At 74.1% G+C, this 17,667-nt stretch carries 18 protein-coding genes; 2 read left to right on the forward strand and 16 right to left on the reverse strand.

All coding sequences use genetic code 11. The features are described 5' to 3' along the window. Positions 1-25 precede the first annotated feature (25 nt). Genes BMZ50_RS12895 through pyrR form a run of 7 tightly spaced genes read right to left on the reverse strand, consistent with a single transcriptional unit; the run spans position 26 to position 9,048 of the window. Complete coding sequence (locus BMZ50_RS12895; RefSeq protein ID WP_245753621.1) at positions 26-964, reverse strand: dihydroorotate dehydrogenase; 939 nt, start codon at positions 962-964, stop codon at positions 26-28. Continuing rightward, positions 961-1,860 (reverse strand): dihydroorotate dehydrogenase electron transfer subunit, encoded by a 900-nt coding sequence (locus BMZ50_RS12900; RefSeq protein WP_218146231.1) that lies wholly within the window; start codon positions 1,858-1,860, stop codon positions 961-963. The genes BMZ50_RS12895 and BMZ50_RS12900 overlap by 4 nt, the downstream gene beginning before the upstream one ends. After that, positions 1,857-5,153, reverse strand: coding sequence for a carbamoyl-phosphate synthase large subunit (gene carB, locus BMZ50_RS12905; RefSeq protein ID WP_091325132.1), 3,297 nt, complete (start codon positions 5,151-5,153; stop codon positions 1,857-1,859). Before carB ends, BMZ50_RS12900 begins: the two co-directional genes overlap by 4 nt. Further along, complete coding sequence (carA, locus tag BMZ50_RS12910) at positions 5,146-6,255, reverse strand: glutamine-hydrolyzing carbamoyl-phosphate synthase small subunit (protein ID WP_091325134.1); 1,110 nt, start codon at positions 6,253-6,255, stop codon at positions 5,146-5,148. The genes carB and carA overlap by 8 nt, the downstream gene beginning before the upstream one ends. Continuing rightward, positions 6,252-7,541: a dihydroorotase gene (locus BMZ50_RS12915; protein WP_091325137.1), complete on the reverse strand. Its 1,290-nt coding sequence runs from the start codon at positions 7,539-7,541 to the stop codon at positions 6,252-6,254. The genes carA and BMZ50_RS12915 overlap by 4 nt, the downstream gene beginning before the upstream one ends. Beyond that, on the reverse strand, positions 7,538-8,458 hold the full coding sequence (locus BMZ50_RS12920) for an aspartate carbamoyltransferase catalytic subunit (protein WP_091325139.1): 921 nt from the start codon (positions 8,456-8,458) through the stop codon (positions 7,538-7,540). The genes BMZ50_RS12915 and BMZ50_RS12920 overlap by 4 nt, the downstream gene beginning before the upstream one ends. Further along, complete coding sequence (gene pyrR, locus BMZ50_RS12925) at positions 8,455-9,048, reverse strand: bifunctional pyr operon transcriptional regulator/uracil phosphoribosyltransferase PyrR (protein ID WP_091325141.1); 594 nt, start codon at positions 9,046-9,048, stop codon at positions 8,455-8,457. Before pyrR ends, BMZ50_RS12920 begins: the two co-directional genes overlap by 4 nt. 345 nt (positions 9,049-9,393) lie before the next feature. Here pyrR and bldD point away from each other — a divergent pair, with 345 nt between their 5' ends. Next, positions 9,394-9,939: a transcriptional regulator BldD gene (bldD, locus tag BMZ50_RS12930; protein ID WP_091325144.1), complete on the forward strand. Its 546-nt coding sequence runs from the start codon at positions 9,394-9,396 to the stop codon at positions 9,937-9,939. Between the two features lie 23 nt (positions 9,940-9,962). On the opposite strand, the gene BMZ50_RS12935 is transcribed toward bldD, so the two are convergent. Continuing rightward, positions 9,963-11,009 (reverse strand): hypothetical protein, encoded by a 1,047-nt coding sequence (locus tag BMZ50_RS12935; protein WP_218146232.1) that lies wholly within the window; start codon positions 11,007-11,009, stop codon positions 9,963-9,965. 242 nt (positions 11,010-11,251) lie between these two features. Between BMZ50_RS12935 and BMZ50_RS24190 the strand changes: the two genes are divergently transcribed. After that, entirely contained in the window at positions 11,252-11,389 is a 138-nt protein-coding gene (locus BMZ50_RS24190) for a hypothetical protein (protein ID WP_177212769.1), read from the forward strand. A 224-nt stretch (positions 11,390-11,613) separates the two neighbouring features. Here BMZ50_RS24190 and nusB read toward each other — a convergent pair whose 3' ends face one another. The 8 genes from nusB to BMZ50_RS12975 all read right to left on the reverse strand — a co-directional run bounded on the left by nusB (position 11,614) and on the right by BMZ50_RS12975 (position 17,657). Next, positions 11,614-12,036 (reverse strand): transcription antitermination factor NusB, encoded by a 423-nt coding sequence (gene nusB, locus BMZ50_RS12940; RefSeq protein ID WP_091325146.1) that lies wholly within the window; start codon positions 12,034-12,036, stop codon positions 11,614-11,616. Between the two features lie 16 nt (positions 12,037-12,052). Next, entirely contained in the window at positions 12,053-12,613 is a 561-nt protein-coding gene (gene efp, locus BMZ50_RS12945; protein ID WP_091325148.1) for an elongation factor P, read from the reverse strand. Then, positions 12,614-13,738 carry a M24 family metallopeptidase gene (locus BMZ50_RS12950; protein WP_245753622.1) on the reverse strand — a complete coding sequence of 375 codons (1,125 nt, stop codon included), beginning with the start codon at positions 13,736-13,738 and terminating at the stop codon, positions 12,614-12,616. After that, positions 13,735-14,169, reverse strand: a complete 435-nt coding sequence (gene aroQ / locus BMZ50_RS12955) for a type II 3-dehydroquinate dehydratase (protein ID WP_091325150.1) — start codon at positions 14,167-14,169, stop codon at positions 13,735-13,737. Before aroQ ends, BMZ50_RS12950 begins: the two co-directional genes overlap by 4 nt. Beyond that, on the reverse strand, positions 14,166-15,254 hold the full coding sequence (gene aroB / locus BMZ50_RS12960) for a 3-dehydroquinate synthase (RefSeq protein ID WP_091325152.1): 1,089 nt from the start codon (positions 15,252-15,254) through the stop codon (positions 14,166-14,168). The genes aroQ and aroB overlap by 4 nt, the downstream gene beginning before the upstream one ends. Then, positions 15,251-15,787, reverse strand: coding sequence for a shikimate kinase (locus tag BMZ50_RS12965; RefSeq protein WP_091325154.1), 537 nt, complete (start codon positions 15,785-15,787; stop codon positions 15,251-15,253). The genes aroB and BMZ50_RS12965 overlap by 4 nt, the downstream gene beginning before the upstream one ends. Further along, complete coding sequence (gene aroC, locus BMZ50_RS12970) at positions 15,784-16,962, reverse strand: chorismate synthase (protein ID WP_091325156.1); 1,179 nt, start codon at positions 16,960-16,962, stop codon at positions 15,784-15,786. The genes BMZ50_RS12965 and aroC overlap by 4 nt, the downstream gene beginning before the upstream one ends. Before the next feature lie 62 nt (positions 16,963-17,024). Then, a complete protein-coding gene (locus tag BMZ50_RS12975) occupies positions 17,025-17,657 on the reverse strand; it encodes a prepilin peptidase (protein ID WP_245753623.1) in 633 nt (210 codons plus the stop codon). Positions 17,658-17,667: the final 10 nt, after the last annotated feature.

The following is a 17,667-nucleotide window of genomic DNA, read 5'->3' on the forward strand; positions in this document are numbered from 1 at the left end:
CCTCCGGATGACCTCGCGAGCTCGGTCATCTGTGCGCATACCCGACGGCCTCGCGGAGGCTGCCGAAGCCCCGGGCGGCCAGCGCCGCGGCCAGCTCCTCGTGTACCCGGGCGACCGCGGTCGGGTCGTTGAACACCGCCGTCCCTACCGAGACAGCGGAGGCGCCGGCGAGCACGAACTGGAGGGCGTCGAGGCCGTCGCGGATGCCCCCCATGCCGAGGATCGGCACCTCCGGCAGGGCCTGGTGCACCTGCCACACGCAGCGCAGGGCGACCGGCCGGATGGCCGGGCCCGACAGCCCTCCGGTGACACCGCCGAGGACCGGCTTCATCGTGTCGGGGTCGATGACCAGCCCGAGCAGGGTGTTGATCATGGACAGGCCGTCGGCGCCGGCCTCGGTGACCGCGCGGGCGACGCTCACGATGTCGGTGACGTCGGGGCTCAGCTTCGCGTACACCGGCTGGGCGGGATCGGCCGCGGCCCGGACCGCGGCGACGACGTCGGAGGCGGCGACGGGGTCGCAGGCGAACACCTCGCCCCGGCTCTCGACGTTCGGGCAGCTGATGTTCACCTCGAGGCCGAGCACCCCCGGCACGCCGCGCAGCCGCTGGGCCAGCTCGGCGAAGTCCTCGACGCGCGTACCCGCGATCGAGACGAACGCCCGGGCGCCGCGCTCGGCCAGCCACGGCAGGTCATCGGCGAGCAGCCCGTCGATGCCCGGGCCCTGGAGCCCGATCGAGTTGAGCATCCCGCTCGGGGTCTCGGCCATCCGCGGCGTGGGACGGCCGGAGCGGGCCCGCAGCTGCACCGACTTGGTGACCACGGCGCCGATGGCGGTGAGGTCGATGAAGGGATCGAGTTCCTGCCCGAACGCCGAGCAGCCCGACGCGGTCAGCACCGGGCTCGGGATCGGTGCCGCGCCGAGCGCCGTCGTCATGTCGACGGCCGCATCCACCAGCGTCACGGCGCCACCACTCCCATCGCGTCGGCCCCCACGACGTCCCAGGGCAGCGCCCCGACGTCGGCGAAGCGCACCCGGTCACCGCCGAAGACCGGGCCCTCGGTGCACGAGCGGGAGAAGCGGGTGCGCCCGTCCTCACCCACCACAGGCAACACGCACGTCATGCAGACGCCCACCCCGCAGGCCATCGACTCCTCGACCGCGACGTAGGACGGCAGCCCCGCGGCGGTCGCTCCCTCGGCCACCGCGCGCAGCATCCCCATCGGGCCGCACGCGTAGACCACGCCGACCCGCCCGAGGACCCCGGCCATCGCGTCGGTGACCCAGCCCTGCCGGCCGGCGCTGCCGTCGTCGGTCGTGACGACCACCTCGGCCAGTTCACCCAGCTCCTCGACCGAGGAGAGCCGGTCGGCCGAGGCGGCGCCGCAGATCGCGGTCACCGGGGAGCCGGCGGCCCGCAGCCGGGCGGCCAGCCCGACCAGCGCGGCCGCGCCGTACCCGCCCCCGACCAGCAGCGCCGGGGTGCCGTCGGCCGGCATCGGGTAGGGCCGGCCGAGCGGGCCCACGACGTCGACGGTGTCCCCGGCCTGGAGCGCGGCCAGCCAGGTGGAGCCGGGCCCGTGCGGGGCCACCACGACCGTGACCTCGCCGTCCCCGGCACCGGCGATCGCGATCGAGCGGCGCAGCAGGTGCGCCGACGTCGGCCCGCCGACGGCGAAGGCCACGAACTGACCGGGCTCGCTGCGCTCGGCGATGTCCGGCGCGGCGAGGACCAGCTCCACGTAGGCCCCGACCGGCCGCCGCCGCGCCACCTCGACCACCCGCTGCACCGGCCGGTGCGTCGCCCGGGGCGCCGGGGAGGTCAGCAGCGGGCCGACCTGGCCACGTCGGCCCGTCACGGCCGCGCTCCGCCGAGTGCCGCGTGGACCTCCTGGAGGCTGCGCACGCCGATGTCGCCGCCCCGCAGCGCCTCGATGCCCTGCACGGCGGCCGCCATGCCCTGGACCGTGGTGATGCACGGGATCCCGGCCGCGACGGCGGCGGCGCGGATCTCGTAGCCGTCCAGCCGCGGCCCGCTGTTGCCCGGCGACCCGAAGGGCGTGTTGACGACGATGTCGACCTCGCCGGCCTGGATCCGCTCGACGACGTTGCCCGGCCCCTCGCTGAACTTGCCGACCACCTCGGCCGCCACCCCGTTGCGCCGGAGCACCTGCGCGGTGCCGGTGGTGGCGAGGACCCGGAAGCCGAGGTCGGCCAGCCGCTTGATCGGGAAGATCGCCGAGCGCTTGTCGCGGTTGGCCAGCGAGACGAAGACGGTCCCGCCGGTCGGCAGCGACCCGTAGGCGGCGGCCTGCGACTTGGCGAACGACGTGCCGAACTCGGTGTCGAGCCCCATCACCTCGCCGGTGGACTTCATCTCCGGCGAGAGGACGGTGTCGACGCCCTGCCCCTCCACGGTGCGGAACCGGTGGAAGGGCAGCACCGCCTCCTTGACCGCGATCGGCGCGTGCTCGGGCAGGTCGGTGCCGTCGCCGGTCGCGGGCAGCACACCGGCGGTCCGCAGCGAGGCGATCGTCTCGCCCACCGCGATCCGCGCCGCCGCCTTCGCCAGCTGCACCGCCGTCGCCTTGGACACGAACGGCACCGTGCGGCTGGCCCGCGGGTTGGCCTCGATGACGTAGAGGATGTCGTCCTTGATCGCGTACTGGACGTTCATCAGGCCCCGGACGCCGATGCGGGCGGCCAGCTGCTCCGTCGCGGCGCGGATCTTCCGCAGGTCCGCCGAGCCGAGGGTGATCGGCGGCAGGGCGCAGGCCGAGTCGCCGGAGTGGATGCCGGCCTCCTCGATGTGCTCCATGACCCCGCCCAGGTAGAGCTCGGTGCCGTCGTAGAGCGCGTCCACGTCGATCTCGACGGCGTCCTCGAGGAACCTGTCGACGAGCACCGGGTGGTCGGCGCTGACCTCGGTCGCCTTGGCGATGTACGCCTCGAGGGTGGCGTCGTCGTAGACGATCTCCATCCCCCGCCCGCCCAGCACGTAGGACGGGCGGACCAGCACCGGGTACCCGATCTCGGCGGCGATCGCCCGGGCCTCCGGGAACGTGGTCGCCGTCCCGTGCTTGGGCGCCAGCAGGCCGGTGTCGGCGAGCACGCGGGAGAAGGCCCCGCGGTGCTCGGCGTCGTCGATGGCCTCGGGCGACGTGCCGAGCACCGGCACCCCGGCGTCCTTGAGCCGCTGCGCGAGGCCGAGCGGCGTCTGCCCGCCCAGGGTGCAGATCACCCCGGCCACCGGCCCGGCCGCCCGCTCGGCCTCGACCACCTCGAGGACGTCCTCGAAGGTCAGCGGCTCGAAGTACAGCCGGTCGGCCGTGTCGTAGTCGGTGGAGACGGTCTCCGGGTTGCAGTTGACCATCACCGCCTCGTAGCCGGCGTCCTGCAGCGCCATGACGGCGTGCACGCAGGAGTAGTCGAACTCGATGCCCTGACCGATCCGGTTCGGGCCCGAGCCGAGGATCAGCACCGCCGGCTTCTCGCGGGGTTCGACCTCGGTCTCCTCGTCGTAGGAGGAGTAGTGGTAGGGCGTGCGGGCGGCGAACTCCCCGGCGCAGGTGTCCACCGTCTTGTAGACCGGCCGGACCCCCAGCCGCCAGCGCAGCCGCCGGACGCCGTCCTCGCCGGCCAGCTCCGGCCGCAGGGCGGCGATCTGCCGGTCGGACAGGCCGTACCGCTTCGCGCGGCGCAGCAGCTCGGGGGTGAGCGCCGGCGCCTCGCGGACGGCCTCGCCCACCTCCCGGACCAGGGCGATCTGGTCGACGAACCACGGGTCGAACCCGCTCGCCGCGGCCACCTGCTCGACCGTGGCGCCGGCCCCCAGCGCGGCCTCGGCGAGGTAGAGCCGGCCATCGACCGGGACCCGCAGCGCGTCGAGGAGGTCCTCGGCCGAGCGGGGATCCGGCTTCCCGGTCCAGAAGCCCGCGACCTTGGTCTCGGTCGACCGCATGGCCTTGCCCAGCGCCTCGGGGAAGTTGCGGCCCATCGCCATGACCTCGCCGACGCTCTTCATCGTCGTCGTCAGCCGGGGGTCGGCGCCGGGGAACTTCTCGAAGGCGAACCGCGGGATCTTCACGACGACGTAGTCCAGCGTCGGCTCGAAGGCGGCCGGGGTGACACCGGTGATGTCGTTGGTGATCTCGTCGAGCGTGTAGCCGATGGCCAGCTTCGCGGCGATCTTCGCGATCGGGAAGCCGGTGGCCTTCGACGCCAGCGCCGACGACCGCGACACCCGCGGGTTCATCTCGATGACGACCAGCCGGCCGGTCTCCGGGTGGACGGCGAACTGGATGTTGCACCCGCCGGTGTCGACGCCGACCTCGCGCAGCACCGCGATGCCGACGTCACGCATCCGCTGGTACTCGACGTCCGTGAGCGTCATCGCCGGGGCGACGGTCACCGAGTCGCCGGTGTGCACGCCCATCGCGTCGATGTTCTCGATCGAGCAGATGACGACGACGTTGTCGCTGCGGTCGCGCATCAGCTCGAGCTCGTACTCCTTCCAGCCCAGCACCGACTCCTCGATGAGGACGGTGTGCACCGGGGAGTCGGCGAGGCCGTGGCCGGCCATGCGGCGCAGCATCGGCTCGTCGGTGGCGATGCCCGACCCGAGCCCGCCCATCGTGAACGACGGCCGGATGACGACGGGGTAGCCGACCTCGGCCGCGGTGGCCAGGGCCTCCTCGACCGTGCCGCAGACCCTCGAGCGGGGGGCGTCGGCACCGATCGACCGGACGATGTCCTTGAACAGCTGCCGGTCCTCGCCGCGGTTGATGGCGTCGACATCGGCACCGATGAGCTGGACGCCGTACTTCTCCAGCACGCCGTTCTCGTAGAGCCCGATCGCGATGTTGAGCGCCGTCTGCCCGCCGAGGGTGGCCAGCAGCGCGTCGGGGCGCTCCTTCGCGATGACCTTCTCGACGAACTCGGGGGTGAGCGGCTCGACGTAGGTGGCGTCGGCGACCTCGGGGTCGGTCATGATCGTCGCCGGGTTGCTGTTGACCAGGCTGACCCGCAGCCCCTCGGCCTTGAGCACCCGGCACGCCTGGGTGCCGGAGTAGTCGAACTCGGCGGCCTGCCCGATGAGGATCGGCCCGGAGCCGATCACCATGACGTGCTGCAGATCGGTCCGCTTAGGCACTGCGGTTCTCCTCCATGAGGTCGACGAACCGCTGGAAGAGCGGAGCGGCGTCGTGCGGCCCGGCCGCCGACTCGGGGTGGAACTGGACGCTGAACGCCGGCGCCTCGAGCAGGCGCAGGCCCTCCACCACGTCGTCGTTGAGGCCGACGTGGCTGACCTCCACCCGCCCGTAGGGGGTGTCGGTCGGCCGGTCCAGTGGCGCGTCCACGGCGAAGCCGTGGTTGTGGCTGGTCACGCGGACCGTGCCGCTGACCCGGTCGAGGACCGGCTGGTTGAGCCCCCGGTGCCCGAACTGCAGCTTGTAGGTGCCGAGTCCCAGGGCCCGGCCGAGGATCTGGTTGCCGAAGCAGATGCCGAACAGCGGCCGGCGGGCGTCGAGCACGCCCCTGACCGCGTCGACCGCGTAGCCGGCGGCGGCCGGGTCGCCCGGGCCGTTGGAGAGGAACACCCCGTCCGGCCCGGCGGCCAGCAGCTCCTCGGCCGTGGACGTCGAGGGCAGCACGTGCGTCTCGACGCCGAGCGCGGCCAGGTGCCGCGGGGTCGCGGTCTTGATGCCGAGGTCGAGGGCGGCGATCGTGTACCGCTTCTCCCCCACCGCCGGGACGACGTACGCCTCACCGGTGCTCACCTGGGGCGCGAGGTCCGCGCCGGTCATGCTCTCGGCCGCCTGCACCACCTCGAGCAGCTGGTCCTGGTCGAGCTCGGTGGAGATGCCCACGCGCATCGCGCCGCGGTCGCGCAGGTGGCGGGTGAGGGCCCGGGTGTCGATGCCGCTGATCCCGACGACCCCCTGCTCGGCCAGCTCGTCGTCCAGGCTGCCGGTGGCCCGCCAGTTGGCCGGCCGGCGGGCGGGGTCGCGGACGACGAACCCGGCGACCCACATCCTCCGGCTCTCGTCGTCCTCGTCGTTGACGCCGGTGTTGCCGATGTGCGGGGCCGTCATGACGACGACCTGGCGGTGGTAGCTGGGGTCGGTCAGCGTCTCCTGGTAGCCGGTCATGCCGGTGGCGAAGACCGCCTCACCGACCGTCGTCCCGACCGCGCCGTAGGACTCGCCCCGGAACGTCCTGCCGTCCTCCAGGACGAGCAACGCTTCTCTCACCTCTGTGCCTTTCCGTCCAGAACGGTCGGGATCCCACGCAGGAAGGTCGCGACCACCCGGCCGGGCAGTTCCCGGCCGGCATAGGGGCTGTTGCGGCTGCGGCTGGCCAGCGCCGCGGGGTCGACCGTCGACCGCACGCCGGGGTCGAGCAGCAGCAGGTTCGCCGGCTCCCCCGGCTCGAGCGGGCGGCCGTGACCGTCGAGGCGGCCGATCGCCGCCGGGCGGGCCGACATCCGGTCGGCGACGCCGCGCCAGTCCAGCAGGCCGGTCTCGACCATCGTCTGCACGACCACCGGCAGGGCCTGCTCCAGCCCGAGCATCCCGGGCCGGGCCTGCGCCCACTCGCACTCCTTGTCCTCCACCGGGTGGGGGGCGTGGTCGGTGGCGACCGCGTCGATCGTCCCGTCGGCCAGCCCGCGCCGGACGGCCTCGACGTCGGCGTCGGTGCGCAGCGGCGGGTTCACCTTGAACACCGGGTCGTAGCTCTCGGCGCACTCGTCGGTGAGCAGCAGGTGGTGCGGTGTGACCTCCGCGGTCACCTGCACGCCCCGCGCCTTCGCCCAGCGCAGGATGTCCACCGAGCCGGCCGTGGAGACGTGGCAGATGTGCAGCCGGGCGCCGACGTGCCCGGCGAGCAGCACGTCGCGGGCGATGATCGCCTCCTCGGCGGCGGCGGGCCAGCCGGTCAGGCCGAGGCGCGCCGAGCGGTCGCCCTCGTGCATCTGGGCGCCCACGGTCAGCCGCGGTTCCTCGGCGTGCTGGGCGACGACGCCGTCGAGCGCTTTGACGTACTCCAGCGCCCGGCGCATCAGCGCGGGGTCGGCGACGCAGTGCCCGTCGTCGGAGAACACCCGCACCCGGGCGGCGGAGTCGGCCATGGCGCCCAGCTCGGCCAGCCGCTCACCGGCCAGCCCCACGGTGACCGCACCGACCGGGACGACGTCGACCAGTCCGGCCTCCTGGCCCAGCCGCCACACCTGCTCGACGACGCCGGCGGTGTCGGCCACCGGGTCGGTGTTGGCCATCGCGTGCACCGCGGTGAAGCCGCCGAGCGCGGCCGCGCGGCTGCCGGTCTCGACGGTCTCGGCGTCCTCCCGGCCCGGCTCGCGCAGGTGGGTGTGCAGGTCGACCAGGCCGGGCAGGGCGATCAGCCCGGCAGCGTCGACCACCTCGGCGCCGGTCGCGGCCAGCGACTCGCCGATGGCGGCGATCCGGCCGTCCTTCAGCAGGAGATCGACGGCGTCCCCGCCGTAGGGCCGTGCGCCCTTGATCAGGTACGAGGTCACTGGACGCCGCCTCCCAGCAGCAGGTAGAGCACGGCCATGCGCACGGAGACCCCGTTGCCGACCTGCTCGACGATGGTGGAACGGGCCGAGTCGGCCACGTCGGCGGCGATCTCCATGCCGCGGTTCATCGGGCCCGGGTGCATGACGATCGCGTCGTCGGGCAGGGCCGCCATGCGGGGGGCGTCGAGGCCGTAGCGGCGGCTGTACTCGCGGGCGCTGGGGAAGAACGAGGCGTGCATCCGCTCGGCCTGCACCCGCAGCATCATCACCACGTCGGACTTGGGCAGCACGGGGTCCAGGCCGTAGCTGACCTCCGCGGGCCAGCTGCCCACGCCGACCGGCAGCAGCGTCGGGGGCGCGACGAGGGTGACCTCCGCGCCGAGGGTGTGCAGCAGCCGCACGTTCGAGCGGGCCACCCGGCTGTGCAGCACGTCGCCGACGATCGCCACCCGAACGCCCTCGAGCCGGCCCAGCCGGCGCCGGACGGTGTAGGCGTCCAGCAGCGCCTGGGTGGGGTGCTCGTGGGTGCCGTCGCCGGCGTTGACCACGCTGCCCCGCACCCAGTGCGCCAGCCGGTGCGGCGCCCCGGAGGCGCTGTGCCGGACGACGATGGCGTCGCTGCCCATCGCCTCCAGGGTCAGCGCAGTGTCCTTGAGGCTCTCACCCTTGGAGACGCTGCTGCCCTTGGCCGAGAAGTTGATGACGTCGGCCGAGAGCCGCTTGGCCGCCAGCTCGAAGGAGATCCGGGTGCGGGTGGAGTCCTCGTAGAAGAGGTTCACCACGGTGCGGCCGCGCAGCGTGGGCAGCTTCTTGACCTCGCGACCGGCCAGCGCGGCGTCGATCTGCGCCGCGGTGTCGAGCACCAGGGTCGCATCGGCGCGGTCGAGGTCGGCCGCCTCCAGCAGGTGCCGCTTCACCGCTCGCCCCCGAGGAGCACGACCTCGTCGGCCCCGTCGATCTCGGTCAGCCGCACCTTGACCTGCTGGGTGAGCGAGGTCGGGACGTTCTTCCCGACGTAGTCGGCGCGGATCGGCAGCTCGCGGTGCCCCCGGTCGACCAGCACGGCCAGCCGCACCGCCCGGGGCCGGCCGAGGTCGCGCAGGGCGTCGAGAGCGGCGCGCACCGAGCGGCCGGAGAAGAGGACGTCGTCGACGAGCACCACCAGCCGGCCCTCGATGCCCGCGGCGGGCAGCAGCGTCGGCTCCAGCGCGCGGACGCCCTGCCGCCGCAGGTCGTCGCGGTAGAGGGTGATGTCGACGGTGCCGACGTCGACGGGGATCCCGGAGAACGCCTCGACGCGGGCGGCCAGCCGGCGGGCCAGCGGGGCACCGCGGGTGGGGATGCCGACGAGGACCAGATCGGAGAGACCGCCGTCCGGGGCGCCCGGACTGGCGGCCGCCGCCCGCTCGATGAGCTGGTGGGCCATCCGGTCCACCACACGGGTGACGTCGGCGGCGGAGAGCAGAACGCCGGTCGCGGGCGCGCTGCCGAGGGCATGCTCGGCCATCAGGCCTCCTTCCCCGCCTCACGGGACGGGTCGTTAAAGGAGTGGGGTGGACCGCCGACGACGGTACTGCACCCGGCCGGCAGCCCGCCGGAGTGGGCCCGAGCGACCGCGGTCGCCCTCCGGGGCTCGACCGTGGTCCCCGCCGGCGGCGGCCGCGCCGGCGCCGACCGGGCCCACGAATTCGGCGGTTCGCACGAACGGATGTGGCCCGTACCGGGGCGATGAGCGCGAGGATCGTGGCCGGATAACCCAGAGGAGTGTGATGGTGCCGTTACCTTTCCTTGACCAGTACGCTCCGTGACGACAGATCGCTAACCACGACGACGGACAGTGAGCAGGACAGCGATGAGCACCGACTACTCACGGGCCCTCGGTGCCCGGCTTCGCGCGATTCGCAACCAGCAGGGGCTCTCGCTCCAGGGAGTGGAGGACAAGTCACACGGCCGCTGGAAGGCCGTCGTCGTCGGCTCGTACGAGCGCGGTGACCGCGCGGTCACCGTGCAGCGGCTCTCCGAGCTCGCCGTCTTCTACGGCGTGCCGGTCTCCGAGCTGCTGCCCGACCCGCGCCCCAGCTCGGCGGTGACGTCGACGACGAAGATCGTGCTGAACCTGGAGTCGCTCGGGTCGCTGCCCGCCGACGAGGCCGGCCCGCTGGCGCGTTACGCCTCGACGATCCAGGCGCAGCGGCACGACTACAACGGCAAGGTGCTCTCCATCCGCGCCGAGGACCTCAAGTCGCTGGCGATCATCTACGACATGAGCCCCGACGAGCTCACCTCCCGGCTCATCGAGTGGGGCGTCCTCTCCCCCGGCATGGAGGGCATCGCCGGGGGAGAGGACGAGGACGAGGAGATCAACCCCAACTGGGAGCGCCGCCGCTCCCCGCGCTGACCTCGGCGTCGTTCAGCCGGTCCTCACGGCCCGGTGATCGGCGCGAAGGGCGCGGCGGACGGCGGCACGAGCCGGCTGCCGGCCGGAACCGGGAAGGGGAACCCGAGGACGGCCAGCCGCCCGCGGACCTGGTTCTGCGCCTGGCAGTCGGAGGTGCACTCGGTCGGCGGGTTGGCCACCTCGACGGAGTCCTCACCGGTCACGAAGCCCATCCGGCCGCCGCTGGCGACGTCCCAGACCGACACCCGGCCGCAGTGCTCGACGCTCGGCGTCACCGGGGCCTGGGTGTTGCACTCCGGCTGCGGCACCCGGTCGGCGACCTGGGCGCTGTCGCGGGCGACGAACCGCGAGGAGACGTCGTTGCCGATGTTCACCCGCGGCGAGACCCGGACGCAGAACCGGCTCGGCGGGCCGGTCTCGACGCTGGTGCACTCCGACCCGAGGTACTGCCCCTGGCGGGCACGGAAGTTCGGGTTGTCGAAGTAGAAGGCCTCGGGTGCCAGCGTGTGCTGGATGCGGGTCGCGGTGCCGTCGCCGCGCTCGGGCTCCATCTGGAAGATGCCGCCCTGCGCGCAGTCCTTGGACTGGATCTTCATCGACAGGCCGGTCCCGGTGCGGCTGATGACCAGGTCCTCGTCCTCCATCTGGACGGTGACGGCGCTGCTGAGCGCCAGGCCGCGGTGGTCGGGGACCTTGCTCTCCCACACCGGGGTGAACCGGCCGCCGGTCATGTCCAGCCGGTTGGCCGCGCCGGTGAAGGCGTAGTCGAACAGCGCGAGGTCGCTGGCCCGGACCACGAACTGGTTGTAGCGGCCCTGCACGGTGAACGTGGCGCCGAGGGTGACCGCCGGGACCGTGGTCACGACCTCCCGGTCGGTGGCCCGCGCGACGACCGCGCCGGTGCTGCTGATCAACCGGTAGCCGCCGTTCTCGCACGCCTTCGACGAGGCCGCCTGCGCCGGTGAGGCGAGGGCCGCCAGCGGCACCGCCAGGGCGAGGGCGATCAGGGCTGCGCGCCAGCGGGAGCCGGCGCGACGGGCGCGGCCGCGGTCGGGATCGCGGTCTCTCATGGTGTCCTCCTGGGTCGGGATGCGCCCTGATCCTGGGCACCGGCGAGGAGGGGACCCCAGTGCCCATTGGTCGTACGACAGGCCGCTGAGCTGGGCTTCCGTGCGCCGCGGGCCGGTTCGGCCGGCGGGTTGTGCCAGGGTGCTCGCCCCCGAGGCGGACCCACAGGGAGGCCCCACGCCGGCCGTGCAGACGACCGCGGTCTCCAAGACCTACCGGCCTGCTTCAGACGCAGGGCCGGGGTGTGCTGCTCACCGTGTTCTCCGCGCAGCTCGGCTTCGGCCTGACCAGCATCGTGCGCAACAGCGGCGCGGCGCTGGGCATCGCGTTGGTCTACGTCGTGGTCGCCCAGACCGCGGTGCGGGCGATGCGCCCGCGGTGACAGCCCGGCTGCTCACCGACATCGCGCGGGGACCGGTGCAGGAGGGCGGCAACACGATCGTCGTCCACGACGGCGTCCCCGACGCCACCGGCTTCCTGCAGCCGTGGGAGTACCACCTCGGGCACCTGCAGTCGGGGGTCACCCGCGGCGTCCTGCTCTTCGCCCGCCGCGACCTGCAGTGCCGCTGTGCACCTGGCCCGCGACAGGAACCGGGGCAGCCGTCGTCAGCTTCGAGGGGGGCCCTCGGTGGGGACCTCCCGGTCCAGGATCGCCCCGAGGACACCGTTCACGTACGCCGGCGAGTCGTCGGTGGACAGCGCCCTGGCCAGCTCCACGGCCTCGTCGATGACCACCGCGTCGGGCACGTCGTCGACCCAGAGGAGCTCGAAGACGGCCATGCGCAGGATCGCGCGGTCGACGTCGGGCAGCCGCTCCAGCGTCCAGCCGGTGGCGTGCCGGGAGATCAGCTCGTCGATCCGGTCGGCGTGCTCCGCGACGCCCTCCACGAGGCGCACGGAGTGCTCGCTGACCGGCGGGTGCCCCTCGGCGATCCGCTCGCGCAACAGCTCCAGGCGGTCGGCGCCGCGTAGATCGGCCTCGTAGAGAACGTCGACGGCACGCTTGCGCGCCTTGGACCGGGCGGCCATGGTCGGAGCCGGGCGGTCAGTTGGCGCGGCCGAGGTACCGGCCGTCGCGGGTGTCGACCTTCAGCCGGTCGCCGGTGTTGATGAACAGCGGGACCTGGATCTGCGCGCCGGTCTCCAGGGTGGCCGGCTTGGTGCCACCGGTGGAGCGGTCGCCCTGCAGGCCCGGGTCGGTGTGCTCGACGACGAGCTCCATGGTCACCGGCAGCTCGACGTAGAGCGGGGTGCCGTCGTGCACCGCCACGACGGCCTCGGTGTTCTCCAGCAGGTAGTCCGCGCCGCCACCGACGGTCTGGGCGGACACGGGGATCTGGTCGAAGGTGTCGCCGTCCATGAAGACGTAGTCGGCGCCGTCCTTGTACAGGTAGGTCATCGACCGCTTGTCCACGTTCGCCGTCTCGACCTTGGTGCCGGCGTTGAAGGTCCTGTCGACCACCTTGCCCGAGAGCACGTTCTTCAGCGTGGTGCGGACGAAGGCGCCGCCCTTGCCGGGCTTGACGTGCTGGAACTCGGTGACGGCCCAGAGCTGGCCGTCCAGGTTGAGAACCATGCCGTTCTTGAGGTCGTTGGTGGTAGCCATCTAGAGAACCAGCAGTTCCTTGCTCGTGAGGGTCAACAATTCGGGCTCGCCATCCATGACGACCAGCGTGTCCTCGATCCGGACCCCGCCGTGGCCGGGCAGGTAGACCCCTGGTTCCACGGTGACGGCCATGCCGGCGGCCAGCGTACCCGCGCCGAGCTGCCCGATGCCCGGCGCCTCGTGGATCTCCAGGCCCACGCCGTGCCCCAGGCCGTGGGTGAAGTGCTCGCCGTGACCGGCCGCGGCGATGACGTCGCGGGCGGCGGCGTCGACCTGCACCACGTCGGCGCCCACGGCGAGCGCCGCCCGCCCGGCCGCCTGCGCGGCGGCAACCAGCTCGTAGATCTCCCGCTGCCAGTCCGCGGCCGTGCCGTGAGGGCCGCCGAGGACCACGGTGCGGGTCATGTCCGAGTGGTATCCGTCGACGGTCGCGCCGAAGTCCAGCTTGAGGAAGTCGCCCTCCCGCAGCACGGTCGCATCGGGCCGGTGGTGCGGGATGGCGGAGTTGGCGCCGGTGGCCACGATCGTCTCGAACGACGGCGCCTCGGCCCCCATCGCCAGCATGCGGGCGTCGAGCTCCCGGCTGACCTGCAGCTCGGTGCGCCCCGGGCGCAGCGCCCCCTCTGCCGCCAGCTCGGCCAGCGCCGCGTCGGCCACCGCGCAGGCCCGCCGCAGGGCGTCGATCTCCGCGTCGTCCTTGATCGCCCGCTGATCCTCGACGGCGCGCCGCACGCTGGTCAGCTCCGGGACCGTCCCGCCCTCGGCGGCGTCGGCGAGCACCCGCTCGAGGGCGCGCAGGGCGTCGACGGTGAGGTGGTGGCTCTCGTAGCCGATCCGGCCGGCCCCGCGCCGGACCGCCGCCCGGGCGAGCGCGCCCACCGTGCCCCGGTCGACCAGCAGCTCGACGTCGGGCACCTGCGCGCCGGCCTGGGTGGTGTAGCGGCCGTCGGTACCGAACACGTCGGCGCCGTCGGTGCGCAGCAGCAGCGCGCCGTTGGACCCGGTGAACCCGGTCAGGTAGCGGACGTTGAGCAGGTTGGTCACCAGGACCGCGTCCAGCCCCCGCTCGGCCGCGGTGGCCCGCAGCCGCTCCCGCCGCTCCGCCGCGCGGCTCACCGGGTTCACCGGTGATCCCGGGCGGCCAGCCAGCGGAGGGCCAGCACGTAGCCGTCCACGCCCAGCCCGGCGATGACGCCGTCGGCCACGCGGGAGACGTAGGAGTGGTGCCGGAACTCCTCCCGCCGGTGGATGTTGGTGAGGTGCACCTCCACCACCGGCGCGGTGGCCGCGGCCAGGGCGTCGTGCAGCACGACCGAGGTGTGCGACCAGCCGCCGGGGTTGATGACGACCGGGTGGCCGGCGTCGGCGGCGTCGTGGACCCAGCGCAGCAGCTCACCCTCGTCGTCGGTCTGACGCACCTGCACCTGCAGACCGAGCTGCGCGGCGGCCGCCTCGATCAGCTCGACCAGCTCGGCGTAGGTCGTCGTCCCGTACTTCTCCGGCTCGCGCTTGCCCAGCCGGCCGAGGTTGGCGCCGTTGAGAACCTGGATCGTCACGCGCGCTCCTGTTCGGGTGAGGGGGCGGCCACGGCCGCCCAGGCCGCGTCCAACCAGGCCTGGTCGGGGTCGGCGAGGATGCGCGGGCGGCCCAGCCCGTCGAGGACGACGAAGCGCAGCGACGCGCCCCGGGCCTTCTTGTCCACCCGCATGACCGACTGCAGGCCCTCCCAGTCCCCGGCGTAGCGGGTGGGCAGGTAGCGGGTGGGTAGACCGATCGCCTCGATCAGCGTGCGGTGCCGGTCGACCTCGCCGCGGGTCAGCAGGCCGGCCTGCCCGGCCAGCTCCGCGGCGAACACCATGCCCACCGCGACGGCCTCGCCGTGCCGCCAGCCGAAGTCCTCCACCCGCTCGATGGCGTGGGCCAGGGTGTGCCCGTAGTTGAGGAACTCCCGGCGGCCGGTGTCGAAGAGGTCCTCCCCCACCGCGTCCGCCTTGACCTGCACGGCGCGCTCGATCAGCTCCGCGGTGTTCCGCCGGCCGCTGGGATCGGCCGCGAGCAGGTCGAGGATGCCGCCGTCGGCGATGAAGCCGCACTTGACCACCTCGGCGAGCCCGGCCCGGAACTCCGCCTCCGGCAGCCCGGCGAGCACGTCGGTGTCGGCCAGGACCCCCGCGGGCGGGTGGAACGCGCCGACGAGGTTCTTGCCGGCGCCGGTGTTGATGCCGGTCTTCCCGCCCACGGCGGCGTCGACCATGGCCAGCAGGCTGGTCGGCAGGTGCACCACGCGCACGCCCCGGACCCAGGTCGCGGCCAGGAAGCCGGCCAGGTCGGTGACCGCCCCGCCCCCGACGCCGACGACGGCGTCGGACCGGGTGAGCCCGAGCCGGCCGAACTCCTCCCACGCCCCTGCGGCCACCTCGGCGGTCTTGGCCGCCTCGCCGTCGGGGACGACGACCGCCTCCGCGGCCACGCCCGCGGTCTGCAGGGTCTCGACCGCCGCGCCGGCGAGCGCGGCCAGCGGCGGCGCGTGCACCACCGCGGCCCGCGCGGTGCCGGCGAGGAGCAGGCCCAGCTCGGCCTGCGCCCCCGGCCCGATGACGACCTCGTAGGGCTTGTCGCCGGGAACGGTCACCCGCCTCACGAGGGGCTCCGCTGCGGCGCGACGGCGGCGGCGACCTCGGCGATGACCTCGTCCGGCTGGCGCCCGCCGGTGGGCACGGTCAGGGTGGCCACCTCGCCGTAGAGGGGGGCGCGGGCCACGAGCATGTTCCTCAGCGTGGCCCGCGGGTTCATGCCGAGGACCGGGCGCTCCCGGCCCAGGCCGACCCGCTTGGCGGCCGAGGCGAGGTCGACGTCGAGCCAGACGACCGTGCCGCCCTCCCGGACGTAGCGCACGAGCAGGGCGCGGGTGGCCGCGCTGAGCACCGCGCCACCCCCCAGCGCCAGGACGCCGCCGTGCGCGGCGAGGGCGAGCGCCACCGCCTGCTCCTCCAGTGCCCGGAAGTGCGGCTCTCCGCGCTCGATGAACAGGTCGGCCACCGTCTGGCCGGTCACGTCCTCGATGTCGGCGTCGGTGTCCCGGAACGGCACGCCGAGGATCCCGGCCAGCGCCGTGCCGACGGTCGTCTTGCCCGACGACGGCGGGCCGACGAGGACGGCGAGGGGACGGGTCATCGGATCGCGAGGGAGTCGAGGTAGGCCTGCGCGTTGCGGCGGGTCTCGGCCAGGGAGTCGCCGCCGAACTTCTCCAGCACCGCGTCGGCCAGCACCAGCGCGACCATCGCCTCCATGACGACGGCCCCGCGCGGCACCGCGATGGCGTCGCTGCGCTGGTTGATGGCGACCGCGGGCTCCCTGGTGGCGACGTCGACGGTGGCCAGGGCCCGGGGCACGGTCGAGATCGGCTTCATCGCGGCCCGCACCCGCAGCACCCCGCCGTTGGTCATCCCGCCCTCGATGCCGCCGGCGCGGTCGGAGAGCCGCTGGATGCGTCCGTCGGCCAGCACGATCTCGTCGTGGGCGACCGATCCGCGGCGGCGGGCGGTCTCCAGCCCGTCGCCGACCTCGACCGCCTTGACCGACTGCACGCCCATGAGCGCGGCGGCCAGGCGGGAGTCCAGCCGGCGGTCCCAGTGGACGTGGCTGCCCAGGCCCGGCGGCAGCCCGTGCACGACGACCTCGATGACCCCGCCGAGCGTGTCGCCGTTCTTCCGGGCGTCGTCCACCTCGGCGACCATGAGGGCGCTGGTCTCCGGGTCGGCGCAGCGCACCGGGTCCTCGTCGATGCGCGGGTTGTCCTGCGGTCCGGGCACGATCCCGTCGGGCACGACGACCGGCCCGATGCCGACGACGTGGCTGACGACCTCCACGTCGAGGGCCTGGCGCAGGAAGGCCCGGGCGATGGCGCCGAGGGCGACGCGGGCCGCGGTCTCGCGGGCGCTGGCCCGCTCGAGCACGGGGCGGGCGTCGTCGAAGCCGTACTTCTGCATGCCCGGCAGGTCGGCGTGGCCGGGCCGGGGGCGGGTGAGGGGCGCGTTGCGGGCCTGCCCGGCGAGCTCCTCGGGGTCGACCGGGTCGGCGGACATCACCGTGGTCCACTTCGGCCACTCGGTGTTGCCGACCTGGACGGCGATCGGGCCGCCCTGGGTGCGCCCGTGCCGGACCCCGCCGGTCAAGGTCACGACGTCCTGCTCGAAGGACATCCGCGCGCCGCGGCCGTGGCCGAGCCGGCGGCGGGCCAGGTCGAGGTCGAGGTCGGCGGTCCGGACGTGCACGCCGGCGGGCAGGCCCTCGAGGATGGCGGTGAGCTGCTGGCCGTGCGACTCACCGGCGGTCAGCCAGCGCAACATGCCCGTGATTCTGCCAGGCGGGCGCTGCGCGCTCCGCCGCGGCTGCCGGCCCGGTCCTCCGCTCAGCCGAGCGGGACCGGGCCCTCCAGGGCCAGGGCCAGTGCGGCGCCGACGAGCAGCGGGGGCCCGAACGGCAGCGCGGTGCGCCAGCCCGCGCGCCGGCCGGCGACCAGGGCCAGCGACACGAGGGCTCCGGTGAGCAGGCCGAGGAACACCCCGGCCAGCAGCGCACCCCAGCCCACCCAGCCGAGCACCAGCCCCAGCAGGGCGAGCAGTTTGACGTCGCCGAAGCCGAGGCCCTCGGGTGAGAGGAGGGCCGCGAGCAGCGCCAGCCCGAAGGCCGCGCCGGCGGCCAGGACGGCGCGCAGCAGCGCGGGCCACGTGCCGAGCACGGCGGCGTCGACCAGCAGGGCGGCGGCGACCGCGGCGCAGGCGGGGAAGGTCACGCGGTCGGGCAGCCGGTGGACGGCGAGGTCGACCGCGCCGAGGACGAGCCCCGCGGCCGCGGTCCAGGCGAGCCCGACCGTGGCCGGGCGCAGCCCGCTCAGCGCGAGGACGGCGGCGAGGAGGGCGACCAGCGCGAGCGTGGTGACCGCGATCCGCCGTCCCGACGGCAGCGCGGTCTCGTCCCGGGCCGCCAGCCGCACCGAGACGCGGGCCAGCCAGGGACCCACCGCCACGGCCGCGAGCAGCACCGCGGCCAGG

The organism is Geodermatophilus ruber, from assembly GCF_900114385.1.
GTDB classification, from domain to species: Bacteria; Actinomycetota; Actinomycetes; order Mycobacteriales; family Geodermatophilaceae; genus Geodermatophilus; species Geodermatophilus ruber.